Annotated in this window: 18 protein-coding genes and 1 tRNA gene; 9 read left to right on the top strand and 10 right to left on the bottom strand. The window is 68.5% G+C overall.

Features of this window, described 5'->3' with window-relative positions; translation table 11 throughout:
* Nucleotides 1-26 precede the first annotated feature (26 nt).
* The 4 genes from OHT57_RS25230 to OHT57_RS25215 all read left to right on the top strand — a co-directional run bounded on the left by OHT57_RS25230 (nucleotide 27) and on the right by OHT57_RS25215 (nucleotide 5713).
* Nucleotides 27-1472 (top strand): FtsW/RodA/SpoVE family cell cycle protein, encoded by a 1446-nt coding sequence (locus OHT57_RS25230; protein WP_328748761.1) that lies wholly within the window; start codon nucleotides 27-29, stop codon nucleotides 1470-1472.
* Nucleotides 1469-2944: a peptidoglycan D,D-transpeptidase FtsI family protein gene (locus OHT57_RS25225; RefSeq protein WP_328748760.1), complete on the top strand. Its 1476-nt coding sequence runs from the start codon at nucleotides 1469-1471 to the stop codon at nucleotides 2942-2944. Before OHT57_RS25230 ends, OHT57_RS25225 begins: the two co-directional genes overlap by 4 nt.
* A 169-nt stretch (nucleotides 2945-3113) precedes the next feature.
* Nucleotides 3114-5129 carry a Stk1 family PASTA domain-containing Ser/Thr kinase gene (gene pknB, locus OHT57_RS25220; RefSeq protein ID WP_328748759.1) on the top strand — a complete coding sequence of 672 codons (2016 nt, stop codon included), beginning with the start codon at nucleotides 3114-3116 and terminating at the stop codon, nucleotides 5127-5129.
* Nucleotides 5130-5347: 218 nt separating this feature from the next.
* Entirely contained in the window at nucleotides 5348-5713 is a 366-nt protein-coding gene (locus OHT57_RS25215) for a restriction endonuclease (RefSeq protein ID WP_328748758.1), read from the top strand.
* A 54-nt stretch (nucleotides 5714-5767) separates the two neighbouring features.
* Here OHT57_RS25215 and OHT57_RS25210 read toward each other — a convergent pair whose 3' ends face one another.
* From OHT57_RS25210 to OHT57_RS25185, 6 genes are read right to left on the bottom strand one after another with little or no spacing between them, the layout of a single operon-like run.
* Nucleotides 5768-6523, bottom strand: a complete 756-nt coding sequence (locus OHT57_RS25210; RefSeq protein ID WP_328748756.1) for a class E sortase — start codon at nucleotides 6521-6523, stop codon at nucleotides 5768-5770.
* A gap of 13 nt (nucleotides 6524-6536) precedes the next feature.
* Nucleotides 6537-7661, bottom strand: coding sequence for a class E sortase (locus OHT57_RS25205; protein WP_328748755.1), 1125 nt, complete (start codon nucleotides 7659-7661; stop codon nucleotides 6537-6539).
* Nucleotides 7658-8296, bottom strand: a complete 639-nt coding sequence (locus OHT57_RS25200; RefSeq protein ID WP_328748754.1) for an aminodeoxychorismate/anthranilate synthase component II — start codon at nucleotides 8294-8296, stop codon at nucleotides 7658-7660. Before OHT57_RS25200 ends, OHT57_RS25205 begins: the two co-directional genes overlap by 4 nt.
* Nucleotides 8293-8454, bottom strand: a complete 162-nt coding sequence (locus OHT57_RS25195) for a hypothetical protein (RefSeq protein WP_328748753.1) — start codon at nucleotides 8452-8454, stop codon at nucleotides 8293-8295. The genes OHT57_RS25200 and OHT57_RS25195 overlap by 4 nt, the downstream gene beginning before the upstream one ends.
* A gap of 52 nt (nucleotides 8455-8506) precedes the next feature.
* Nucleotides 8507-9202, bottom strand: coding sequence for a class E sortase (locus tag OHT57_RS25190; protein ID WP_328748752.1), 696 nt, complete (start codon nucleotides 9200-9202; stop codon nucleotides 8507-8509).
* A 27-nt stretch (nucleotides 9203-9229) separates the two neighbouring features.
* A complete protein-coding gene (locus OHT57_RS25185; RefSeq protein ID WP_328748751.1) occupies nucleotides 9230-10009 on the bottom strand; it encodes a DUF881 domain-containing protein in 780 nt (259 codons plus the stop codon).
* A gap of 141 nt (nucleotides 10010-10150) precedes the next feature.
* Between OHT57_RS25185 and crgA the strand changes: the two genes are divergently transcribed.
* Nucleotides 10151-10405, top strand: a complete 255-nt coding sequence (gene crgA / locus OHT57_RS25180) for a cell division protein CrgA (protein ID WP_328748750.1) — start codon at nucleotides 10151-10153, stop codon at nucleotides 10403-10405.
* A gap of 235 nt (nucleotides 10406-10640) precedes the next feature.
* Here the strand turns inward: crgA and OHT57_RS25175 are convergent, their stop codons facing one another.
* Both OHT57_RS25175 and OHT57_RS25170 read right to left on the bottom strand, forming a co-directional pair.
* On the bottom strand, nucleotides 10641-11528 hold the full coding sequence (locus tag OHT57_RS25175) for a rhomboid family intramembrane serine protease (RefSeq protein ID WP_328748749.1): 888 nt from the start codon (nucleotides 11526-11528) through the stop codon (nucleotides 10641-10643).
* Nucleotides 11529-11625: 97 nt separating this feature from the next.
* Nucleotides 11626-12153 carry a peptidylprolyl isomerase gene (locus OHT57_RS25170; RefSeq protein WP_328748748.1) on the bottom strand — a complete coding sequence of 176 codons (528 nt, stop codon included), beginning with the start codon at nucleotides 12151-12153 and terminating at the stop codon, nucleotides 11626-11628.
* A gap of 243 nt (nucleotides 12154-12396) precedes the next feature.
* Between OHT57_RS25170 and OHT57_RS25165 the strand changes: the two genes are divergently transcribed.
* Nucleotides 12397-13098, top strand: coding sequence for a DUF5324 family protein (locus tag OHT57_RS25165; RefSeq protein WP_328748747.1), 702 nt, complete (start codon nucleotides 12397-12399; stop codon nucleotides 13096-13098).
* A 153-nt stretch (nucleotides 13099-13251) separates the two neighbouring features.
* The gene (locus OHT57_RS25160; protein WP_328748746.1) at nucleotides 13252-14223 is read left to right on the top strand and encodes a glycoside hydrolase family 26 protein; all 972 of its coding nucleotides are present in this window, start codon (nucleotides 13252-13254) and stop codon (nucleotides 14221-14223) included.
* Nucleotides 14224-14256: 33 nt separating this feature from the next.
* Here OHT57_RS25160 and OHT57_RS25155 read toward each other — a convergent pair whose 3' ends face one another.
* The gene (locus OHT57_RS25155; RefSeq protein WP_328748745.1) at nucleotides 14257-15276 is read right to left on the bottom strand and encodes a glycoside hydrolase family 6 protein; all 1020 of its coding nucleotides are present in this window, start codon (nucleotides 15274-15276) and stop codon (nucleotides 14257-14259) included.
* Nucleotides 15277-15468: 192 nt separating this feature from the next.
* Nucleotides 15469-15541 (bottom strand) — tRNA-Ala (locus tag OHT57_RS25150).
* A gap of 183 nt (nucleotides 15542-15724) precedes the next feature.
* Between OHT57_RS25150 and OHT57_RS25145 the strand changes: the two genes are divergently transcribed.
* On the top strand, nucleotides 15725-16273 hold the full coding sequence (locus OHT57_RS25145) for a helix-turn-helix domain-containing protein (protein ID WP_328748744.1): 549 nt from the start codon (nucleotides 15725-15727) through the stop codon (nucleotides 16271-16273).
* 238 nt (nucleotides 16274-16511) lie between these two features.
* Nucleotides 16512-18707: a serine/threonine-protein kinase gene (locus OHT57_RS25140; RefSeq protein ID WP_328748743.1), complete on the top strand. Its 2196-nt coding sequence runs from the start codon at nucleotides 16512-16514 to the stop codon at nucleotides 18705-18707.
* Nucleotides 18708-18736 lie beyond the last annotated feature (29 nt).

Here is an 18736-nt window from a genome sequence, read left to right as displayed (position 1 = left end):
CGAGCCGTGAGAGGCCCTGTCACACGATGAGCAGCAGTACATCGAACACCTCGACGCACCACACGTCCACGATCGGCGCGATCGGCGCACCGAGCCGCCGCAACACCGAGCTGGCGCTACTGGTGTTCGCCGTCCTCATCCCGGTCTTCGCGTACGCCAACGTGGGCCTGGCCATCAACGACCAGGTCCCGGCCGGGCTGTTGAGCTACGGCCTGGGCCTCGGCCTGCTGGCCGGTGTCGCCCACCTCGTCGTGCGCAAGTTCGCGCCGTACGCGGACCCGCTGATGCTGCCGCTGGCCACCCTGCTCAACGGGCTCGGGCTGGTCGCGATCTGGCGCCTTGACCAGTCCAAGCTGCTCCAGTCGATCGGCCAGTCCGGCGGCAAGGCGACCAACCAGCTGATCTACACGGCGATGGGCATCGCCCTGTTCGCCGTCGTCCTGATCTTCCTCAAGGACCACCGGGTCCTGCAGCGCTACACCTACATCTCCATGGTCGGCGCGCTGGTCCTGCTGCTCCTCCCGCTGGTCCCGGGCCTCGGCGCCAACATCACCTACGGCGCCAAGATCTGGATCCAGGTCGGCAGCTTCACCATCCAGCCCGGAGAGTTCGCCAAGATCGTCCTGGCGATCTTCTTCGCCGGCTACCTGATGGTGAAGCGCGACGCGCTCGCCCTGGCCAGCCGCCGCTTCATGGGCCTGTACCTGCCGCGCGGCCGCGACCTCGGACCGATCATCGTCGTATGGATGATCTCGATCCTCATCCTGGTGTTCGAGACCGACCTCGGTACCTCGCTGCTGTTCTTCGGAATGTTCATCATCATGCTGTACGTCGCCACCGAGCGGACCAGCTGGATCGTCTTCGGTCTGCTGATGTCCGCCGCGGGCGCCGTCGGTGTGGCCAGCTTCGAACCGCACGTCCAGCAGCGCGTCCAGGCCTGGCTCGACCCGATGAAGGAGTACACGCTCTCCCGGCAGAACGTCGTCGGCCACTCCGAGCAGTCCATGCAGGCACTGTGGGCCTTCGGCTCCGGCGGCACCCTCGGCACCGGCTGGGGACAAGGGCACTCCGAGCTGATCCGCTTCGCCGCCAACTCCGACTTCATCCTCGCCACCTTCGGCGAGGAACTGGGCCTCGCCGGCATCATGGCGATCCTGCTGATCTACGGGTTGATCGCGGAGCGCGGAGTACGCACCGCCCTCGCCGCCCGCGACCCCTTCGGCAAGCTCCTCGCGATCGGCCTGTCCGGCGCCTTCGCCCTCCAGGTCTTCGTGGTGGCCGGCGGCGTGATGGGCCTCATCCCGCTGACCGGCATGACGATGCCCTTCCTGGCCTACGGCGGTTCCTCCGTCATCGCCAACTGGGCCCTGATCGGCATCCTGATCAGAATCAGCGACACCGCACGCCGCCCGGCGCCCGCCCCCGCCCCCAGCCCCGACGCCGAGATGACCCAGGTGGTCCGCCCGTCATGAACAAGCCCCTGCGCCGGATCGCGATCTTCTGCGGCCTCCTGGTCCTCGCCCTGCTGATCCGCGACAACTGGCTCCAGTACGTCAAGGCCGACGCCCTCAAGGACGACCCCGACAACCGTCGCGTCCTCATCGCCCGGTACGCCACACCGCGCGGCGACATCATCGTCGACGGCAAGGCCATCACCGGGCACGCGGAGACGACGTCGGGCGACTTCAAGTACAAGCGCACCTACAAGGACGGCGCGATGTGGGCGCCGGTCACCGGCTTCGTCTCGCAGTCCTACGGCGCCACCCAGCTGGAGTCCATCGAGGACGGCATCCTCACCGGCACCGACGACCGGCTCTTCTTCCGCAACACCCTCGACATGCTCACCGGCAAGGCGAAGGAGGGCGGCAACGTCGTCACCACCCTCAACGCCGCCGCTCAGAAGGCCGCCTACGACGGTCTGAAGAAGCAGGGCGGCAAGGGCGCGGTCGCCGCCCTGGACCCGTCCACCGGCAAGATCCTGGCGCTGGCCTCCTACCCGTCGTACGACCCCTCGACGATCGCCGGCGGCAGCAACTCCGACGCCGAGGCCTGGAAGAAGCTCGACAAGAAGAACGACCCCGACGACCCGATGCTCAACCGGGCCCTGCGCGAGGTCTACCCCCCCGGCTCCACCTTCAAGGTCGTCACCGCGGCCGCCGCCCTGCAGAACGGCCTGTACAGGGACGCCGACTCGGCCACGAAGTCGCCGCTCCCGTGGACGATGCCGGGCACCACGACCCAGTTGCCGAACGAGGGCAACATCCCCTGCAAGAACGCCACCCTGCGAGTCGCGCTCCAGTACTCCTGCAACACCGTCTTCGGCAAGGTCGGCTCCGACCTGGGCAACGACAAGATGCTGGAAGAGGCCAAGCTGTTCGGCTTCGACGAGGAGCAGTTCACCCCGGTGCGCTCCAGCGCCTCCGTCTTCTCCAAGGACATGGCGCCCTCCGAGGTGGCCCTGTCCTCGATCGGCCAGTTCAACACCGCCGCGTCCCCGCTCCAGATGGCCATGATCGCCTCGGCCGTCGCCAACAACGGCACCCTGATGAAGCCGTACATGGTCGACTCGCTCCAGGCCCCCAACGTCGACACCCTCCAGAAGACCGACCCGGAGAAGCTGAGCGAGCCGCTGTCCGCGGAGAACGCCCAGATCCTCCAGTCGATGATGGAGACGGTCGTCAAGGACGGCACCGGCAAGAAGGCGCAGATCAGCGGCGTCACGGTGGGCGGCAAGACCGGTACCGCCCAGCAGGGCGAGAACAACAGCAAGAACCCGTACGCCTGGTTCATCTCGTACGCCAAGGTCGGTGACAGCTCTCCGGTGGCGGTCGCCGTCGTGATCCAGGACGACAATGCGGCGGCCCGCGAGAACATCTCCGGCGGCGGGCTCGCGGCCCCCATCGCGAAGAACGTGATGGAGGCCGTCATCAACTCCCAGAAGTGACCCCGATCACGTCCCCCTCGCATCGGTGCACGTTGCGATACCGGTCCTGTATCGGGTGACGCACTTGGCCAGGTCACACAAAGCTAGCCGGGTACGGTAGGCCCGGACTGCAGCCTCCGACCGCACACCTGTGCCGGTCGGGACCGACGGAGAGGGCTGGTAGGAAGCTATGGAAGAGCCGCGTCGCCTCGGCGGCCGGTACGAGCTGGGCCAGGTGCTCGGCCGTGGTGGCATGGCGGAGGTATACCTCGCCATGGACACACGCCTCGGCCGCACCGTTGCGGTGAAGACGCTCCGCGCGGACCTCGCGCGCGACCCGTCCTTCCAGGCCCGGTTCCGCCGGGAGGCCCAGTCGGCCGCCTCGCTCAACCATCCCGCGATCGTGGCGGTCTACGACACGGGCGAGGACTACATCGACGGGGTCTCGATCCCGTACATCGTCATGGAGTACGTCGACGGCTCCACCCTGCGTGAACTCCTCCACAGCGGCCGCAAGCTGCTCCCGGAGCGCACGCTGGAGATGACCATCGGCATCCTCCAGGCGCTGGAGTACTCGCACCGGGCCGGCATCGTCCACCGCGACATCAAGCCCGCGAACGTCATGCTGACGCGCAACGGCCAGGTCAAGGTCATGGACTTCGGCATCGCCCGCGCCATGGGCGACTCCGGGATGACGATGACGCAGACCTCCGCGGTCATCGGCACGGCCCAGTACCTCTCGCCGGAACAGGCGAAGGGCGAGCAGGTCGACGCCCGTTCCGACCTGTACTCCTCGGGCTGCCTGCTCTACGAGCTGCTGACGGTACGGCCGCCCTTCGTCGGGGACTCCCCGGTCGCGGTGGCCTACCAGCACGTCCGGGAGGAACCGCAGCCCCCGAGCGTCTTCGACCCCGAGATCACGCCCGAGATGGACGCCATCGTCCTCAAGGCCCTGGTCAAGGACCCGAACTACCGCTACCAGTCGGCTGACGAGATGCGCCTTGACATCGAGGCCTGCCTCGACGGCCAGCCGGTCGCAGCCACGGCGGCGATGGGCTCCGTTGGCTACGGCGGCTACCCCAACGACCAGCCGACGACGGCCCTGCGCTCCGACGCGGGCGCGACCACCATGCTGCCGCCGATGAGCCCGGACGACGGCGGCTTCGGCTACGACGACCGCCCCGACCGGCGCCGCCAGAAGAAGTCGAACACCTCGACGATCCTGCTGGTGGTGGCGGGCGTCCTGGTGCTCGTCGGCGCGATCCTCATCGGCAAGTGGATCTTCAGCGGCGACGGCGGCGCGAACAACGGCACAGTGTCCGTGCCGAACCTCGTCAACCAGTCGCAGGCCGACGCGGAGAAACTGCTGACCAACAGCGACCTCAAGCTCGGCACGGTCACCCCGAAGGCCTGTGAGAACGCGGCCAAGGGCAACGTCTGTTCGCAGGACCCCGCGAAGGGCCAGACGGTCGACAAGCAGACCAGCGTCAACATCGTGGTGTCCACCGGCGCACCGAAGGTCGCCGTCCCCAGCGTCCTCGGCGATGACGTCGACGAAGCCACGCAGACGCTGCAGGACGACAAGTACCAGTTCGTCGTGAAGACCAAGCAGAAAGTGTCCACCGAGAAGGCGGGCACCGTCCTGGACCAGGACCCGGATCTGGGCGCGGAGGTGGAGAAGGGTTCCACCGTCACCCTCACCATCGCCAAGGCCGAGGAGAAGTCCACGGTCCCGGACGTCACCGACCAGTCCTGCGACGACGCCAAGGCCCAGATGCAGGCGAACAACCTCGTCGGCAACTGCACCGAGGTGGAGACCGACGACACCAACAAGATCGGCAAGGTCATCTCGACCTCGCCGCAGGCCGGCACCCAGGCCGACAAGAACTCGTCGGTGAACATCCAGATCGGCAAGGCGGCGGACAAGACCGAGGTCCCGGACGTCCGCAACCAGACGGTGGGCCAAGCCAAGCAGACCCTTCGCGCGGCCGGCTTCAACAACATCCAGTTCGCGAACGGGAGCGACCAGAGCGACACCGCCCTCGTGATACAGCAGAGCCCGAACGGGGGCGACGAGGTCGATGATCCGGGCAACACCCAGATCACCCTGGCCAGCGTGAGCGCCGGCAACGGCAACAACGGCGGCAACAACGGCGGAGGCTTCTTCGGAGGCACCACCGGAACGGCGGCCCGCACGGAGGACTGACACCCTCCCCGCGTCACGAACAGCGGCCCCGGACCTCGCTACTCACGGAGGTCCGGGGCCGCTGTCGCATACCTGTGCGTCATTCGATCATGTCGTCATACCTGATGACTCGTTGATCGGACGGGGAGGGTTCCACAGCTCTGCCCTGACCACACAAGCGAGTGAGCATCCTGGAAGGGGAAGCGCCCGCGGACAGCGTGAGGCACAACCTCAAAGCAATGACCTGGCAGGCGTTCGAGCATCACGTGGCCGAACTCCTGCGACGTGACGGCTGCACGGATGTCGTCGTACGCAAAGCCCACACCGACCGGGGCATCGACATCACCGCTCGCACCGCCGACGGCCGAACCGTCGCCGTGCAGTGCAAGAACCGCTCCGGCCGCTGGACCGTCCCCAGCGCCGATATGCAGAAGTTCGCCGGCGCGGCCCGAGCCATCGACCGAGTCGACATCGCCCTGTTCGTCGCCACCTGTAACTTCAGCAGCGAAGCGCAGACTGTCGCCGATCTGAGCGGGGTCATCACGGTGAACCGGGACGACTTGGAGACCTGGAGCGCGGGAGCCCGGCTCAAGGCGCTGCGCTGAGCCCAGGGCAAGAGGCCCGAAGCCGCAATAGATGGTTGCGGCTTCGGGCCTCTGTCACCGCAGTTCCTTCGGCAGCGTCCGCTCGCTGTCCACCTTCTCCGTGCGGACCAGCTCGCCCCACACCACGTACCGGTACCGCGAGGTGTACACCGGCGTGCACGTCGTCAGCGTGATGTAGTGGCCGGCCTTCTTCTTGCCGGACTCCTTGGGGATCTGCCCGAGGACCTTGACGTTGTACTTGGAGGTCTCGGCGAGGACCGCGTAGACCTTGTAGACGTACCACTCGTCCTTGGTCTCGAAGACGACCGCGTCGCCCTTCCTGACCTTGTCGATGTTGTGGAACTTCGCACCGTGGCCGTCGCGGTGGGCGGCGAGGGAGAAGTTGCCCTTCTTGCCGCTGGTGGGGAGCGCGGCCTTGACGGGGTCCGTGTAGTAGCCGGCGACGCCGTCGTTGAGGATCTTCGTCGAGGTGCCCTTCTCGACCAGGACCTCGCCGTTCTTCATCGCGGGGACGTGCAGGAACCCGATGCCGTTCTTGGTGTCCAGCGCTCCGGGACCGCCGGTGGTCCGTTCGTTCCAGCTGTCGCGCACCTTGTCGGCCTGTTTGTCCGCCTCGCGGTCGGCGACGACGTTCGTCCACCACAGCGAGTAGACGACGAACAGGCCGAGCACCAGCCCGGCCGTGATGAGGAGTTCACCGAAGACGCTCACCGCCATGGCGATCCGGCCGGTGCCGCGGCGGCGCGGCGCGGGCTGCTCGGATCTCCGGATGTCGGTGTGCTCTGCGGTGCCGTCGGTGGTCGGTGCCACTAGTCATCTGCCCTTACTGGACGAGCTCATCCGGTTTGCCCTTGCTGCGCGGCCGTTCCTCGACCATCTTGCCCCAGACGATCAACCGGTACTTGCTGGTGAACTCCGGTGTGCACGTGGTGAGAGTGATGTAGCGCCCGGCCGTGGTGAACCCGGACCCCTTGGGGATGGGGGCGATCACACTCGTGTTGCTCGGGGCCGTCACCGGGAGCGTCGACGTCATCTTGTAGACGAAGTACTCGTCCTGCGTCTCGACGACGATCGAGTCACCCGGGCTGAGCTTGTTGATGTAGCGGAAGGGCTCGCCGTGCGTGTTGCGGTGGCCGGCGAGAGAGAAGTTGCCGGTCTTGGCGTCGGGCATCGCCGTCTTCAGCGCGCCCTCGCTGTAGTGCCCGACCATGCCCTTGTCGAGCACCTTCTTGTTGCTGACGCCCTCGGCGATCGGCACGACCACGTCCAGCTTGGGGATGTGCAGCAGCGCGAAGCCCTGGCCCGGCTCGAAGGAGCCCGGGGCGCCCTTGCCGCTCGCCCAGTCGTTCTGGAGGCTGCTCGCCTCCTTGTCCGCCGCCGCGTGCGCCCGGACGTTGGTCCACCACAGCTGGTAGCTGACGAACAGCAGCATCAGCACGCCGGTGGTGATGAACACCTCACCCACCGCCCGGCTCGCGACGACGGCCGGACCGGGTTTGCGTGCCTTGGCCTGCCGACGGGCCTCGACGCGGGAAAGCGGCTTCCCGTCAGGCGACCCCGCCGCCCCAGACGACTCCGACGACTCCTGCTCCGACTCGGGGAGAGCCGCGCTGCCATGACGCCCGTGACGCCCCTTGGCGGCCTTTCTACGGGCCGCACGGCCACCATGTGGGGTCCCAGTGGCGGATGTGACGGAAGAGCCCTCAGAGGCGGATATCGGGGGCGGCGGCGGATCGGGTATCCGCAGCGCCACCGTCTCGTCGTCGCCGAGGGGTACGTACGGCGCCCGCGCCCCGCCCGAGGGCGCTCCGCCCGCGGGTCCCGCGGCATGGGACCGCCGCCTGGTGCCGGAACCGCCGAAGGACTCCCCGCTGTAGGGATCGCCGCCGTAGGACTCGTACGACGCATCGCCGTGCAAGTCCTCGCGCTCGGGGCGCAGGGCCGTCACGCCGTGGCCCTGCCCACCACCGGGGCGAGCCCCACCGACCTCGCCACCGCGCCCTGGTCCCCGCACTCCACCAGCCAGTTGGCCAGCATCAGATGGCCGTGCTCCGTCAGCACCGACTCGGGGTGGAACTGCACACCCTCGACGGGCAGCTCACGGTGCCTCAGCCCCATGACGATCCCGTCGTGCGTCCGCGCGGTGACCTCCAGCTCGGCCGGGACCGTCGCCGGCTCAGCGGCCAGGGAGTGGTACCGGGTCGCCGTGAACGGCGTCGGCAGACCGGCGAAGACGCCCTTGCCCCCGTGCTCCACGAGGGAGGTCTTGCCGTGCAGCAGCTCGGGCGCGCGGCCCACGACACCGCCGTACGCCACCTGCATCGACTGCATGCCCAGGCAGACACCGAAGACCGGCACCCCGGTCGAGGCACAGTGGCGGACCATGTCCACGCACACGCCCGCCTCCTCCGGCGTCCCCGGACCCGGCGACAGCAGCACGCCGTCGAAGCCGTCCTGGGCGTGCGCCGTCGACACCTCGTCGTTGCGCAGCACCTCGCACTCGGCGCCCAGCTGGTACAGGTACTGGACCAGGTTGAAGACGAAGCTGTCGTAGTTGTCGACGACGAGAATGCGCGCGCTCACTGGTTGTCCACCGTCACATCGTTGAAGGGCAGCAGTGGTTCGGCCCACGGGAAGACGTACTGGAAGAGGACGTAGACCACAGCAAGCGCCAGCACGAGTGAGAGCAACGCCTTCACCCATGCGTTCCCCGGCAGATTCCGCCAGATCCAGCCGTACATGCCGTCCCTTCCGTCGCATCACGGCACCAGACACCCGCCGTACCACACCAGACTAACGGCGCAGGGCAACAGGCTTGCCGTCCTCCACAGGCTGTGTGGAGTCCAGGTGTGCCCAGACGATCAGCCGGTGACTGTGTCCCCACTCCGGATCGCACGTGGTCAGCGTGAGATAGCGGCCAGGCCGCGTGTACCCGGAATTACGTGGCACAGGATCGATCACCTCAATGTCGGTGGGCACTGTTTTGTAAGGCCCTTTGTCGATCCGATACGTGAACCAGGTCGACCCGTCGGTCAGCACCACGGCGTCACCCCGCCGCAGCTTCGGGAAGTCCTTGAACGGATCGCCGTACGTGCGCCGATGCCCGGCGACGGAGAAGTTGCCCTGCTGCCCGAGCTGCGCGGTGTTCGCGTAGTGGCCGAGCCCCTTCTTCAGGGTGCCGACCTCGGTGCCCTGAAGAACCGGCTTGTTCCACGTGAAACCAAGCCTCGGGATGTACATGATCGCGAAGGGCTTCCCGCTCCGGTACGGCGCCGGTTCGGACGCAGCCGCGGACGCGGTGGCACCGGCGGTCACCTTCGGCTGCTGCACGCTCCCCTGCGACCACTGGTTCTGCAACTGGTCGATCTGGTCGTTCATGACGGTGTCGGCCTGCACTCCGGTCCAGAAGAGCACATAGGTGACGAACAACACGATCAGGGCGCCGACGGTGATGCACAGCTCGCTGACGGTCCTGACGACGACACGCACCGGCGACTCCAGGGACTCACACCGTGCTCACTCCACGGGCTTGGCGTACTGCAGATCCACTGTGCCCGAGTAGCCGGGAAGAGTCACCGTGCCGTCGTCGACGACATTCCAGCCGAGGCCGTAGACGTTGACGTAGACCATGTAGTTCTGGATCGCCTTGGAGTCCGCGAGCGCCTGCTTCAGCTTCCCCGGGGCGCCGACCGCCTGGATCTTGTACGGCGGCGAGTAGACGCGGCCCTGGAGGATCAGCGTGTTGCCGACACAGCGCACGGCACTGGTGGAGATCAGCCGCTGGTCCATCACCTTGATGCCCTTGGCGCCGCCCTTCCACAGGGCGTTGACCACGGCCTGGAGGTCCTGCTGGTGGATGACCAGGTAGTCGGGCTGCGGCTCGGGATAGCCGGGAAGCTTGGCGGTGGCGTTCGGCGGGGCGTCGTCGAGCGTGACCGTGACCGCGTCGCCCTTGATCTTCTGGGTGCCCGCCCTGTCCTCCAGGGCGGCGAGCTTGGCGTCCTCGGCCTTGGTGCTGCCGTCGTCCCGCTCGGCGAGCGACTCGACGTCCCGGCGCAGCGAACCGTTGGACTCGTCGAGCCCGGCGTTCTTGTGACTGCGCTCCTGGATGAGGTCCGAGAGCTTCAGCATGGACGCGTCGGTGCGGATGTCGGTGCCCTTGGCCGTGTTGAAACTCGTGAAGAAGATGAGCCCCGCGAGAGCGAAGACGCCCACCGTGAGCACCCTGACCGGCCGGAAACCCCGCCTTTGGACAGGACTGGATCCGGACTGGGGAGAGTCGGCAGAATTGCTCAACGTACCCTTATCTCCTTCGGCGCCGCGGAAGCACTACGCTAACGGACGCCCGGGGGAGTGCTCAGTGTCCCCTTGTACGCTGCCCGGAGCCCGACCCAGTTACCTGCGCGGCCACGCAGCGCATCGACAGGAGAGACCCTCGTGCCGAAGTCACGTATCCGCAAGAAGGCCGACTACACGCCGCCCGCGGCGAAGCAGGCGACCGTCATCAAGTTGAACAGCCGTGCCTGGGTCGCCCCTGTGATGCTGGCCATGTTCCTCATCGGGCTGGCCTGGATCGTCGTCTTCTATGTGACCGACGGTTCGCTGCCCATCGATGCTCTGGACAACTGGAACATCGTGGTGGGATTCGGCTTCATCGCCGCCGGATTCGCCGTCTCCACCCAGTGGAAATAGCTCTGCCCACGGGTATCCACTGAGTTATCCACAACCCCTGTCCACACGCTGGGGAAAAAAGAAGACGATCTGTGGATAACTCCTCGGGTGTTGACGCTGGTACGACCATCGCACCACCCCCGCAAGCTTGTTCGCCCCCTGTCTGACCTGCAGAAACACTGGTCGATGGCAGGGGGCACAGCTGTTCCCGCACTGTATGCACAAGATTCGCCACTCACTGTGGACAACGTGCTGGTCAGGTGAGCTGCGAGGTCCTCACGAGGGTCACGACCACGACGACCAGCAGGACCAGCGCACTGGTGCCGTACTGCACCAGCGACCGCCGCTCACGCGGGGCGTGGACCATCCCGTACCCCGTGACGATGCCGGCGACCAGCCCGCCGATGTGGGCCTGCCAGGAGATGTTGAACGCCGGGTTGAAGGTGAAGATCAGGTTGATCACCAGCAGCGCGATGATCGGCCGCAGGTCGTAGTTGAGCCGGCGCATCAGGACCGCGGTCGCTCCGAAGAGGCCGAAGATGGCACCGGAGGCGCCGAGCGTGGCCGTGTTCGGGGAGGCGAGTAGATAGGCCAGTGCGCTGCCCGCGAGTCCGGAGACGAAGTAGACCGCGAGGTATCGGGCACGGCCGAGGGCGGCTTCGAGGGGACCGCCGAGCCACCACAGGCTCATCATGTTGAAGCCGATGTGCCAGTACTCCTGGTGCGCGAACATCGAGGTCACCAGGCGGTAGTACTGCCCGTCGGCGACGCCCTCGGTGGGCGCGAAGGGCGCCGGCGGCCAGGCGCCGAGCAGCACCACGTCGTTCAGGAGCGACGGACGCGCCTTGATGGCGATGAACATCGCGAGGTTGATCCCGATCAGGATCTTGGTCAGCAGCCGGGGGTCCGCCGTGACGGTGCCGCCCGCGATGGTGCGGGGCCGGGACGCGGCCGGAGCGGGTCCGGTGCCGCCGCCGTCGCGCACGCAGTCGGGGCAGTGGAAGCCGACGGAGGCGTTGACCATGCACTCGGGGCAGATCGGGCGGTCGCAGCGGGTGCAGCGGATGCCGGTCTCGCGGTCCGGGTGCCGGTAGCAGCCGGGCAGGCTCTGCGCCTGAGGTGATCCGCCTGCCGCCTGTTCCATGACATCCCCTAGATCGTCGTACGCACATGCACCGCCCCGCTCATCCTTACGGTTGAGCGGGGCGTTCGGTTCCCTTCGCGGAGTTTTCCGCGGGACCTCAGCGGGTCTCGACGACGACCGACTCGATGACGACCTCGTTCACCGGGCGGTCGTTGGGCCGGCTGGTCTTGACTCCGGCGATGACGTCCACGACCTTCTGGCTGGCCGCGTCCGTGATCTCGCCGAAGATGGTGTGCTTGCGGTTTAGCCAGGCCGTCGGGGAGACGGTGATGAAGAACTGCGAGCCGTTGGTGCCCGGGCCGGCGTTCGCCATGGCGAGCAGGTAGGGCTTGTTGAAGCCGAGGTCGGGGTGGAACTCGTCCTCGAACTCGTAACCCGGGCCGCCGATTCCGGTGCCCAGGGGGTCGCCGCCCTGGATCATGAAGCCGCTGATGACGCGGTGGAAGACCGTGCCGTCGTAGAGCTTCTTCGTGGACGTCTCGCCGGTGCCGGGGTGGGTCCACTCGCGCTCGCCCTGGGCGAGTTCGACGAAGTTCCTGACGGTCTTCGGGGCGTGGTTCGGCAGCAGCCGGACTTCGATGTCGCCGTGATTGGTCTTCAGGGTGGCGTAAAGCTGCTCGGCCACGATCTGCCTTCCGTTGTCTTCTCTTGCCCCACCGATCCTCGCACGGATCCGGCCGAGGAGGCTCCGGACAGGGGCGCGGAGCGGCGATCCGTGGCATTGTCGTCGACAAGCTCCTGTTGCCACGTATTCATCCGCTATTGATCCGGATGCCCACCCCTCAGGTGCCGGGTTGTGCCCCGGCATGCATGATCCGGAAAAGGGTGGAAAGTCGAAATACCGTACGCCACCGAGGAGGAGGATCCCGTGACCCGCATTGACAGCGTGCGCGCCGCGACCGGCTCGGCGAAGGACAGCGTGCTGCACGCCGCGGAAGTGGTGGCGCCCTACGCCGACACGGCCAAGGACAAGGCCTCGCACTATGCGCAGGAGGCACGCGTACGGCTCGCGCCGAAGGTCACCCAGGCGGCCGGCCAGGCGCGTGTCCAGTACGGCGCCCATGTCGCGCCGCGTCTTGAGCAGGCTCGCACGCATGTTCCGCCCAAGGTCGATCAGGCCGCCCACGAGGCGGCCGTCCGTACCCGCAAGGCGGCCCGCCAGGCCGCCGACTACTCACGTCCGAGGATCGAGCAGGCCGTCGCCGCGGCCGGACCGGTCCGGGAGGAGGCCACGGCACGGAGCGCGGCCGCACTGGCCGCGCTGCGTGGCCAGGTCACGCCCAAGGAGGTCCGGAAGCTGGTCCGCAAGCACGAGCGGCGGGCCCGCGCCGGACGGCTCGCCAAGGCGCTGGCCATCGCGGGCGTCGTAGCCGGCGGGGCCTACGCCGCCTGGAAGTGGTGGGACAAGCAGGCCAATCCGGATTGGCTGGTCGAGCCCCCCGCCGCGACCGAGATGCCCGAGACGGGCCGTCTGACGTCCGTGGACGGCAGCGGCCAGTCCGTCCTTGACCCGGAGGTCCAGGTCAAGGAGGCCGAGGAGGACGCCGCAAAGCACGACGAAGGGCGCTGACGCCGTTTCGACGGCGTGTGTACCAGTGGTGGGGCGGAAAAGTTCCGCCCCACCGTTGTGTTCACCCGACGGTGTGGCCGAGCCGGTACGGGAGGGCTCGGGTGCGTCACAGTCTCGGGACCATGTCCCCCGACCGGATGGACCCGCCGTCTCATGAAGCCCTCGCGCCGCGGGCCGGCCGCCCTGGCCGCCGTACTGCTGCTCCTGGCGGCCTCCGCCTGTACCGCTCGCGCCCCTGAACCGGCTTCGGTGTCCGCGTACGGCGCCTACGTCGGATACGAGCCCTCCGACGTGGGGCGCCTGGGTGAACTCGGTGCCTGGCTCGGCGGGCCCGCGCCCCGGGTGGGACACGTGTATCTGCCCGGTGACCGCTGGAGCAACATCGAGGGCGCTCCGGGCTATCTGGAGTCCTGGGCGGCGTGGCGGCGGGCCGCTCCGCAACGGATGTTCGTCCTCAACGTGCCGATGCTGGAGCGCACGGAGGCCCACCTTCCGGACAGCATGGTCCGTGCGGAGCTCCGGCTCGGGGCGAGCGGCGCCTACGACGGTCATTTCCGCGCCCTGGCCCGGCGGTTGGTGGATCTGGGCGTACCGGACACGATCGTCGTGCTGGGCTGGGAGATGAACGGCACCACCTACACCCACCGCTGCGGCCCGGACCCGGCCGCTTGGAAGGCCTATTGGACGAGGATCGTGCACGCGATGCGCTCGGTTCAGGGAGAGCGTCTGCGCTTCGAGTTCACGCCCAACCGCGGCCGCGACGCGATCCCGTGGCCGCGCTGCTATCCGGGCGACAAGGTCGTCGACATCATCGGCATGGACGCCTACGACGCCCCGCGCGGCCTGCGCTTCGCCGCTCAGGTCGATGAGCCGTACGGCCTGCGCGCCCATGTCCGCTTCGCCCGCGCCCACGGCAAGCCGATCTCGTACCAGGAGTGGGGCCTGTACAGGAACGGTGACAATCCGGCCTACATGCGCGGCATGCTCACCTGGTTCGCCCGCCAACGCCCTCTCTACCAGTCGCTCAGCGACTACTGCCCGCACGGCGTGTGGGAGTGCCGTTCCCATCCGAGGTCGGCGGCGGTGTACCGCTCCTTGATGGGCGGCGGGTCGGCCGCACGGTGAGCGAGGGTGCGCGGGAAGGCGCCGGGTACGTGGTCAGTCGGGTGCCGCCCGCGCCAGGTCCAGTGCGTACTCCGGCCACCAGTGACCGGCCGGCGGTCCGCCCCGGCAGGTCCCGTCCGACTCCCCCGGCCGTTTGATCCACAGGTAGGCGTCCACGCCAGGGACTCCGGTGTCCGTCGTGGGCGGGCTGCCCAGCGCGCGGCCCGGCGGATTGCACCACGCGTCGACGCCTGTGTAGGGGCCGTTGCCGTTTCGGCTGGTGTCGACGACGAAGTGCGCACCGCCGCCGAGCGCGTCCGCCACGCGTCGTCCGTACGACAGGACGCTCTGCGTGGTCTGGAAGTTGGAGACGTTGAGCGCGAAGCCGTCGGCCCCGTCCACGCCCGCCTGACGCAGCCCGCGGGCCAGCCAGGACACGTCAGGCATCCAGTCGGGGTTCCCGGCGTCGACGTAGACCCGGGCACGGGGCTGCTGCTTGAGGCGCTCGACGGCGTGGGCGAGCAGTGCGAGAGGGTCCGCCGTGCCGGTCTGGGGGCAGTCGGCCAGGGCCTGCGGCACGGCGTCGGGTTCGAGGACGACGAGGGCGCCCCGGTCGCCGAGTCCCTCGGCGAAGGAGTCGATGTAGGCCCTGTAATCCCGCTCGTTGTCCGCGCCGCCCGCGGAGAAGGATCCGCAGTCGCGGTGGGGGAGGTGGTAGGCGACGAGCAGCGCGGTACGCCCGGCGAGGGCGGCTTCCGTGGTGAGGGCGCGCACGGCGGGGCCGGGGTTAGCACCGGTCAGCCAGGTGGCCTGCGGGCGGGTGGCGATCCTGTCGATCAGCGCCGCGTCCTCGGTCCGGCCCAGGCGACGGTATGCGGCGGCCTGGAGCGCGGCGGGGGTGTTCGGATCCAGCCAGAGGGACAGCGGGTCCGGGGCTTGCGGTGCAGGGGCTTGCAGTGCGCGAGCTTGCGGCTCGGGGGACGTCGGGTGGCCGACGGCGGGTGCCGCGGCCACGGACAGCAGGCCGAGGGCCGCGAGCAGTCGGGGGAGGGATCGGACGTGGCGTCGGTGCATGGCGTATCCGCTGTGCGTCGGGGCGGTCGAGTGCCGTCGAGTGCCGTCGAGTGCCGTCGGGGAGGGGGAGAGCGGCCTGGTCCGATCATGTCCCGACAACACGCCACCGGCATTCCGGACTACTCCCACCCCACCTCACGCACCAAAAACCCCTCCGCCTGCGTTTCCGCAGGTCGGAGGGGTTTTGTGGAGTGGAGCCTAGGGGAGTCGAACCCCTGACATCTGCCATGCAAAGACAGCGCTCTACCAACTGAGCTAAGGCCCCGAGAGGAGATACGTCCGCCGGAAGAACCACGTACCGGTGGGCGTCGCAGACCAGAGTACCGGGTCACCCCGGGTATTCCGCAAAATGATTAGGGCTCCCCGCGAACGACCACTCTCCGTAAGATGCTCGGCGTGGTTCGCTGTCGCGAACCACGGATTTTGGGGAAGCGATGGGGAGACGCACATGGACGCCGCACAGCAGGAAGCGACCGCAAGAGCGCGGGAGCTTCAGCGGAATTGGTACGGGGAGCCGCTGGGGGCGCTCTTCCGTAAGCTCATAGACGACCTGGGCCTCAACCAGGCTCGTCTCGCGGGGGTACTGGGACTGTCCGCGCCGATGCTGTCACAGCTGATGAGCGGTCAGCGGGCGAAGATCGGCAATCCCGCCGTGGTCCAGCGCGTGCAGTTGTTGCAGGACCTGGCGGGGCAGGTCGCCGACGGCAGCGTGAGCGCGGCCGAGGCGACCGAGCGCATGGATGAGATCAAGAAGTCGCAGGGGGGCTCGGTGCTCAGCAACACCACGACCACGACGAGTAGTTCGGGTGCGCCAACGGTCAAGCGGGTCGTTCGCGAGATCCAGTCGCTGCTGCGCTCGGTGGCCGCCGCCGGAGACATCATCGACGCGGCCGACAGCCTCGCCCCGACCCACCCGGAACTGGCAGAGTTCCTCCGGGTCTACGGTGCCGGCCGCACTTCCGACGCGGTCACGCACTACCAGTCCCACCAGAGTTGAGCCGTCCGCCCGGCCGCCGGAGGGGGTTCGGCAGCCGGGCCGAGGGCCGTACGCGGGCCACGGGGGAGCGCGAGGGGGTCGCGCTCCCCACCGGTGACTGACACACGGGGGTGTGTCAGTCACCGAGGAGACGAGGAACACGGGCCGTATCTCTCATCAGGGAGGCCACGAGGGGTCGTATCGCTCATCGAGGGGGAAGCAACGGGGGTAAGCGCAGGGGGAGGAGCGACGCACAGCCATGGGTGAGGTGTTCGCCGGCCGGTACGAACTGGCCGATCCGATCGGACGCGGAGGCGTCGGCGCCGTCTGGCGTGCCTGGGACCATCGGCGCCGCCGTTATGTGGCCGCCAAGGTTCTGTTGCAGAGCGACGCGCACTCCCTGTTGCGCTTCGTCCGCGAACAGGCCCTGCGGATCGACCACCCCCATGTCCTCGCGCCGGCCAGCTGGGCCGCCGACGACGACAAGGTCCTGTTCACCATGGACCTGGTCGCCGGCGGTTCGCTCGTCCATCTGATCGGGGACTACGGTCCCCTGCCACCCGCGTTCGTCTGCACCCTGCTCGACCAACTCCTCGCGGGGCTGGCCGCGGTGCACGCGGAAGGCGTCGTCCACCGCGACATCAAGCCCGCCAACATCCTGCTCGAAGCGACCGGCACCCGGCGCCCCCGGCTGCGCCTGTCCGACTTCGGCATCGCCATGCGGCTGGGCGAGCCGCGCCTGACCGAGACCAACCTCGTCGTGGGCACGCCCGGCTATCTTGCCCCCGAGCAGATGATGGGCGCGGAACCCGACTTCCCCGCCGACCTGTTCGCCGTCGGCCTGGTCGCGCTGTACCTCCTGGAGGGCGCCAAGCCCGACGCCAAGGCACTCATTCAGTACTTCGCCGCCCACGGCACCCCCGGCGCGCCCCAGAGTGTCCCCGAGCCTCTCTGGCAGGTCGTGGCCACGCTCCTCCAGCCGGACCCCCAGGCCCGCTTCCGCACCGCCACAGGCGCCCGCAAAGCCCTCGCCGCCGCCAGGGAGCTCCTCACGGAGCCCGGCGCCGACGACGAGTCGATCGAGATATTCGACCAACTCGGGCCCCTGCCCCCGGGATTCGGCCCGGAGGGTCCGCTCAAGCCGGCCCCGGGAGTGGATCCGAGCAGGACGCGGCATGGAGGCACGGGAGCATCGGGAGAGACCCGCTTCCGGACCGGTGACGGTAGTGGGCCACCGTCGGGGAGCAGTGAGGGCAGCGGGGTGCCGTCCGGGAGCGGCGGGGCAAGCGGGATGCCGTCCGGGGTTGGCGGACAGAGCGCGACGCCACCCGGGGTGGGTGGAGGAAGCGCGGATTTCGACGCGCGGGGCGAACACGGGGGTTCTTCCTGGCCCGGTTACGAGGCTGGTGCCGATGCTGGTTCCAGTGCTGGTGCTGGTGCTGGTCCCGGGCACGCGGGTGGGATGCCTCCCTGGCCCGACGAGGGGAACAGGTTGGCGCCCCGGACCGGGGAGGCGGGTGGGGCGTCCTCCTGGTTCGGCGAGGGGAGCGGAAGGCATTCCCAGGCGCGCGAGCCAAGTGAGGCGCCTTCCCATCCCGGTGGAGCGCACAGGGTGCCTCCTCGGCCCGGTGAAGGAAACGGGGAGTCCAGGCCCGGCGAAGGAAACGGGCCGTCCTGGCCCGGCACAGGAAACGAGGTGTCCAGGCCGCCCGGCACAGGAAACGACGAGTCCTGGCAAGCGGCAGGAAACGCAGCCGCCCGGCCCGGTGAAGGAGGTCCACAGTCCTGGCCCGGTGAAACGAGTTCGCCTTCCTGGCCAGGGCAAGCGAGTCCGCCGCCTTGGTCCGAGCAGGCCGACCCGCCGTCCTGGCCCGCCGGGACGAGCCTCCCGCCCTCTCCAGGTGCCGCCCCCTTCGGCCCAGGTGCCAACGCCCCGTCCGCCCCTTCCGGCAGCAACGCATCCTCCCCGACCACCGACCCCGGAACGGACTCCAGAACTCCCTGGGCCACGCACCACACCCCGCCCGCTCCCGCCAGGCCGCCCTCGACGTCGGACACCGGCAGCTTCCATCTGCCACCGCCCCAGTCCCAGTCCCCGTCCCAGCCCTCGGTCCCGCCGGAGCACGAGCAGCAGCCCTACCAACACCGTCCACAGGCGCAGGCCCACTCCGCCTACGCCTCCCCCCACGACCCCACACCCCCCACTCACGTCCTGCCCTCCCCCCAACCTCACGCCCCACGCTTCCCCACGCAGGCTCAGAAGCCGATCCCGCACCAGCCCCGTGCCGATGCCTCTACTGCTTCGTACACCGCTCAGAGCCCGCAGGTTCCGCCTTCCGCCCGGGCAATTTCGCGAGCACGCCGCAGCGGGCCGCCCGCCAAGGTGGCGATCCCCCTCCTGATCCTGGCCCTGGCCTGCTACGCCGTGGGGTTCTGGGCACTCACCCAGATCTGAGAGCCCGGCATCCCGGAAGAACCCACCAG

It is taken from the genome of Streptomyces sp. NBC_00285 (genome assembly GCF_036174265.1).
GTDB lineage: Bacteria > Actinomycetota > Actinomycetes > Streptomycetales > Streptomycetaceae > Streptomyces.
Note: the sequence above shows the minus strand (reverse complement) of the source record. Positions and strands in the feature narration are given on the sequence as shown.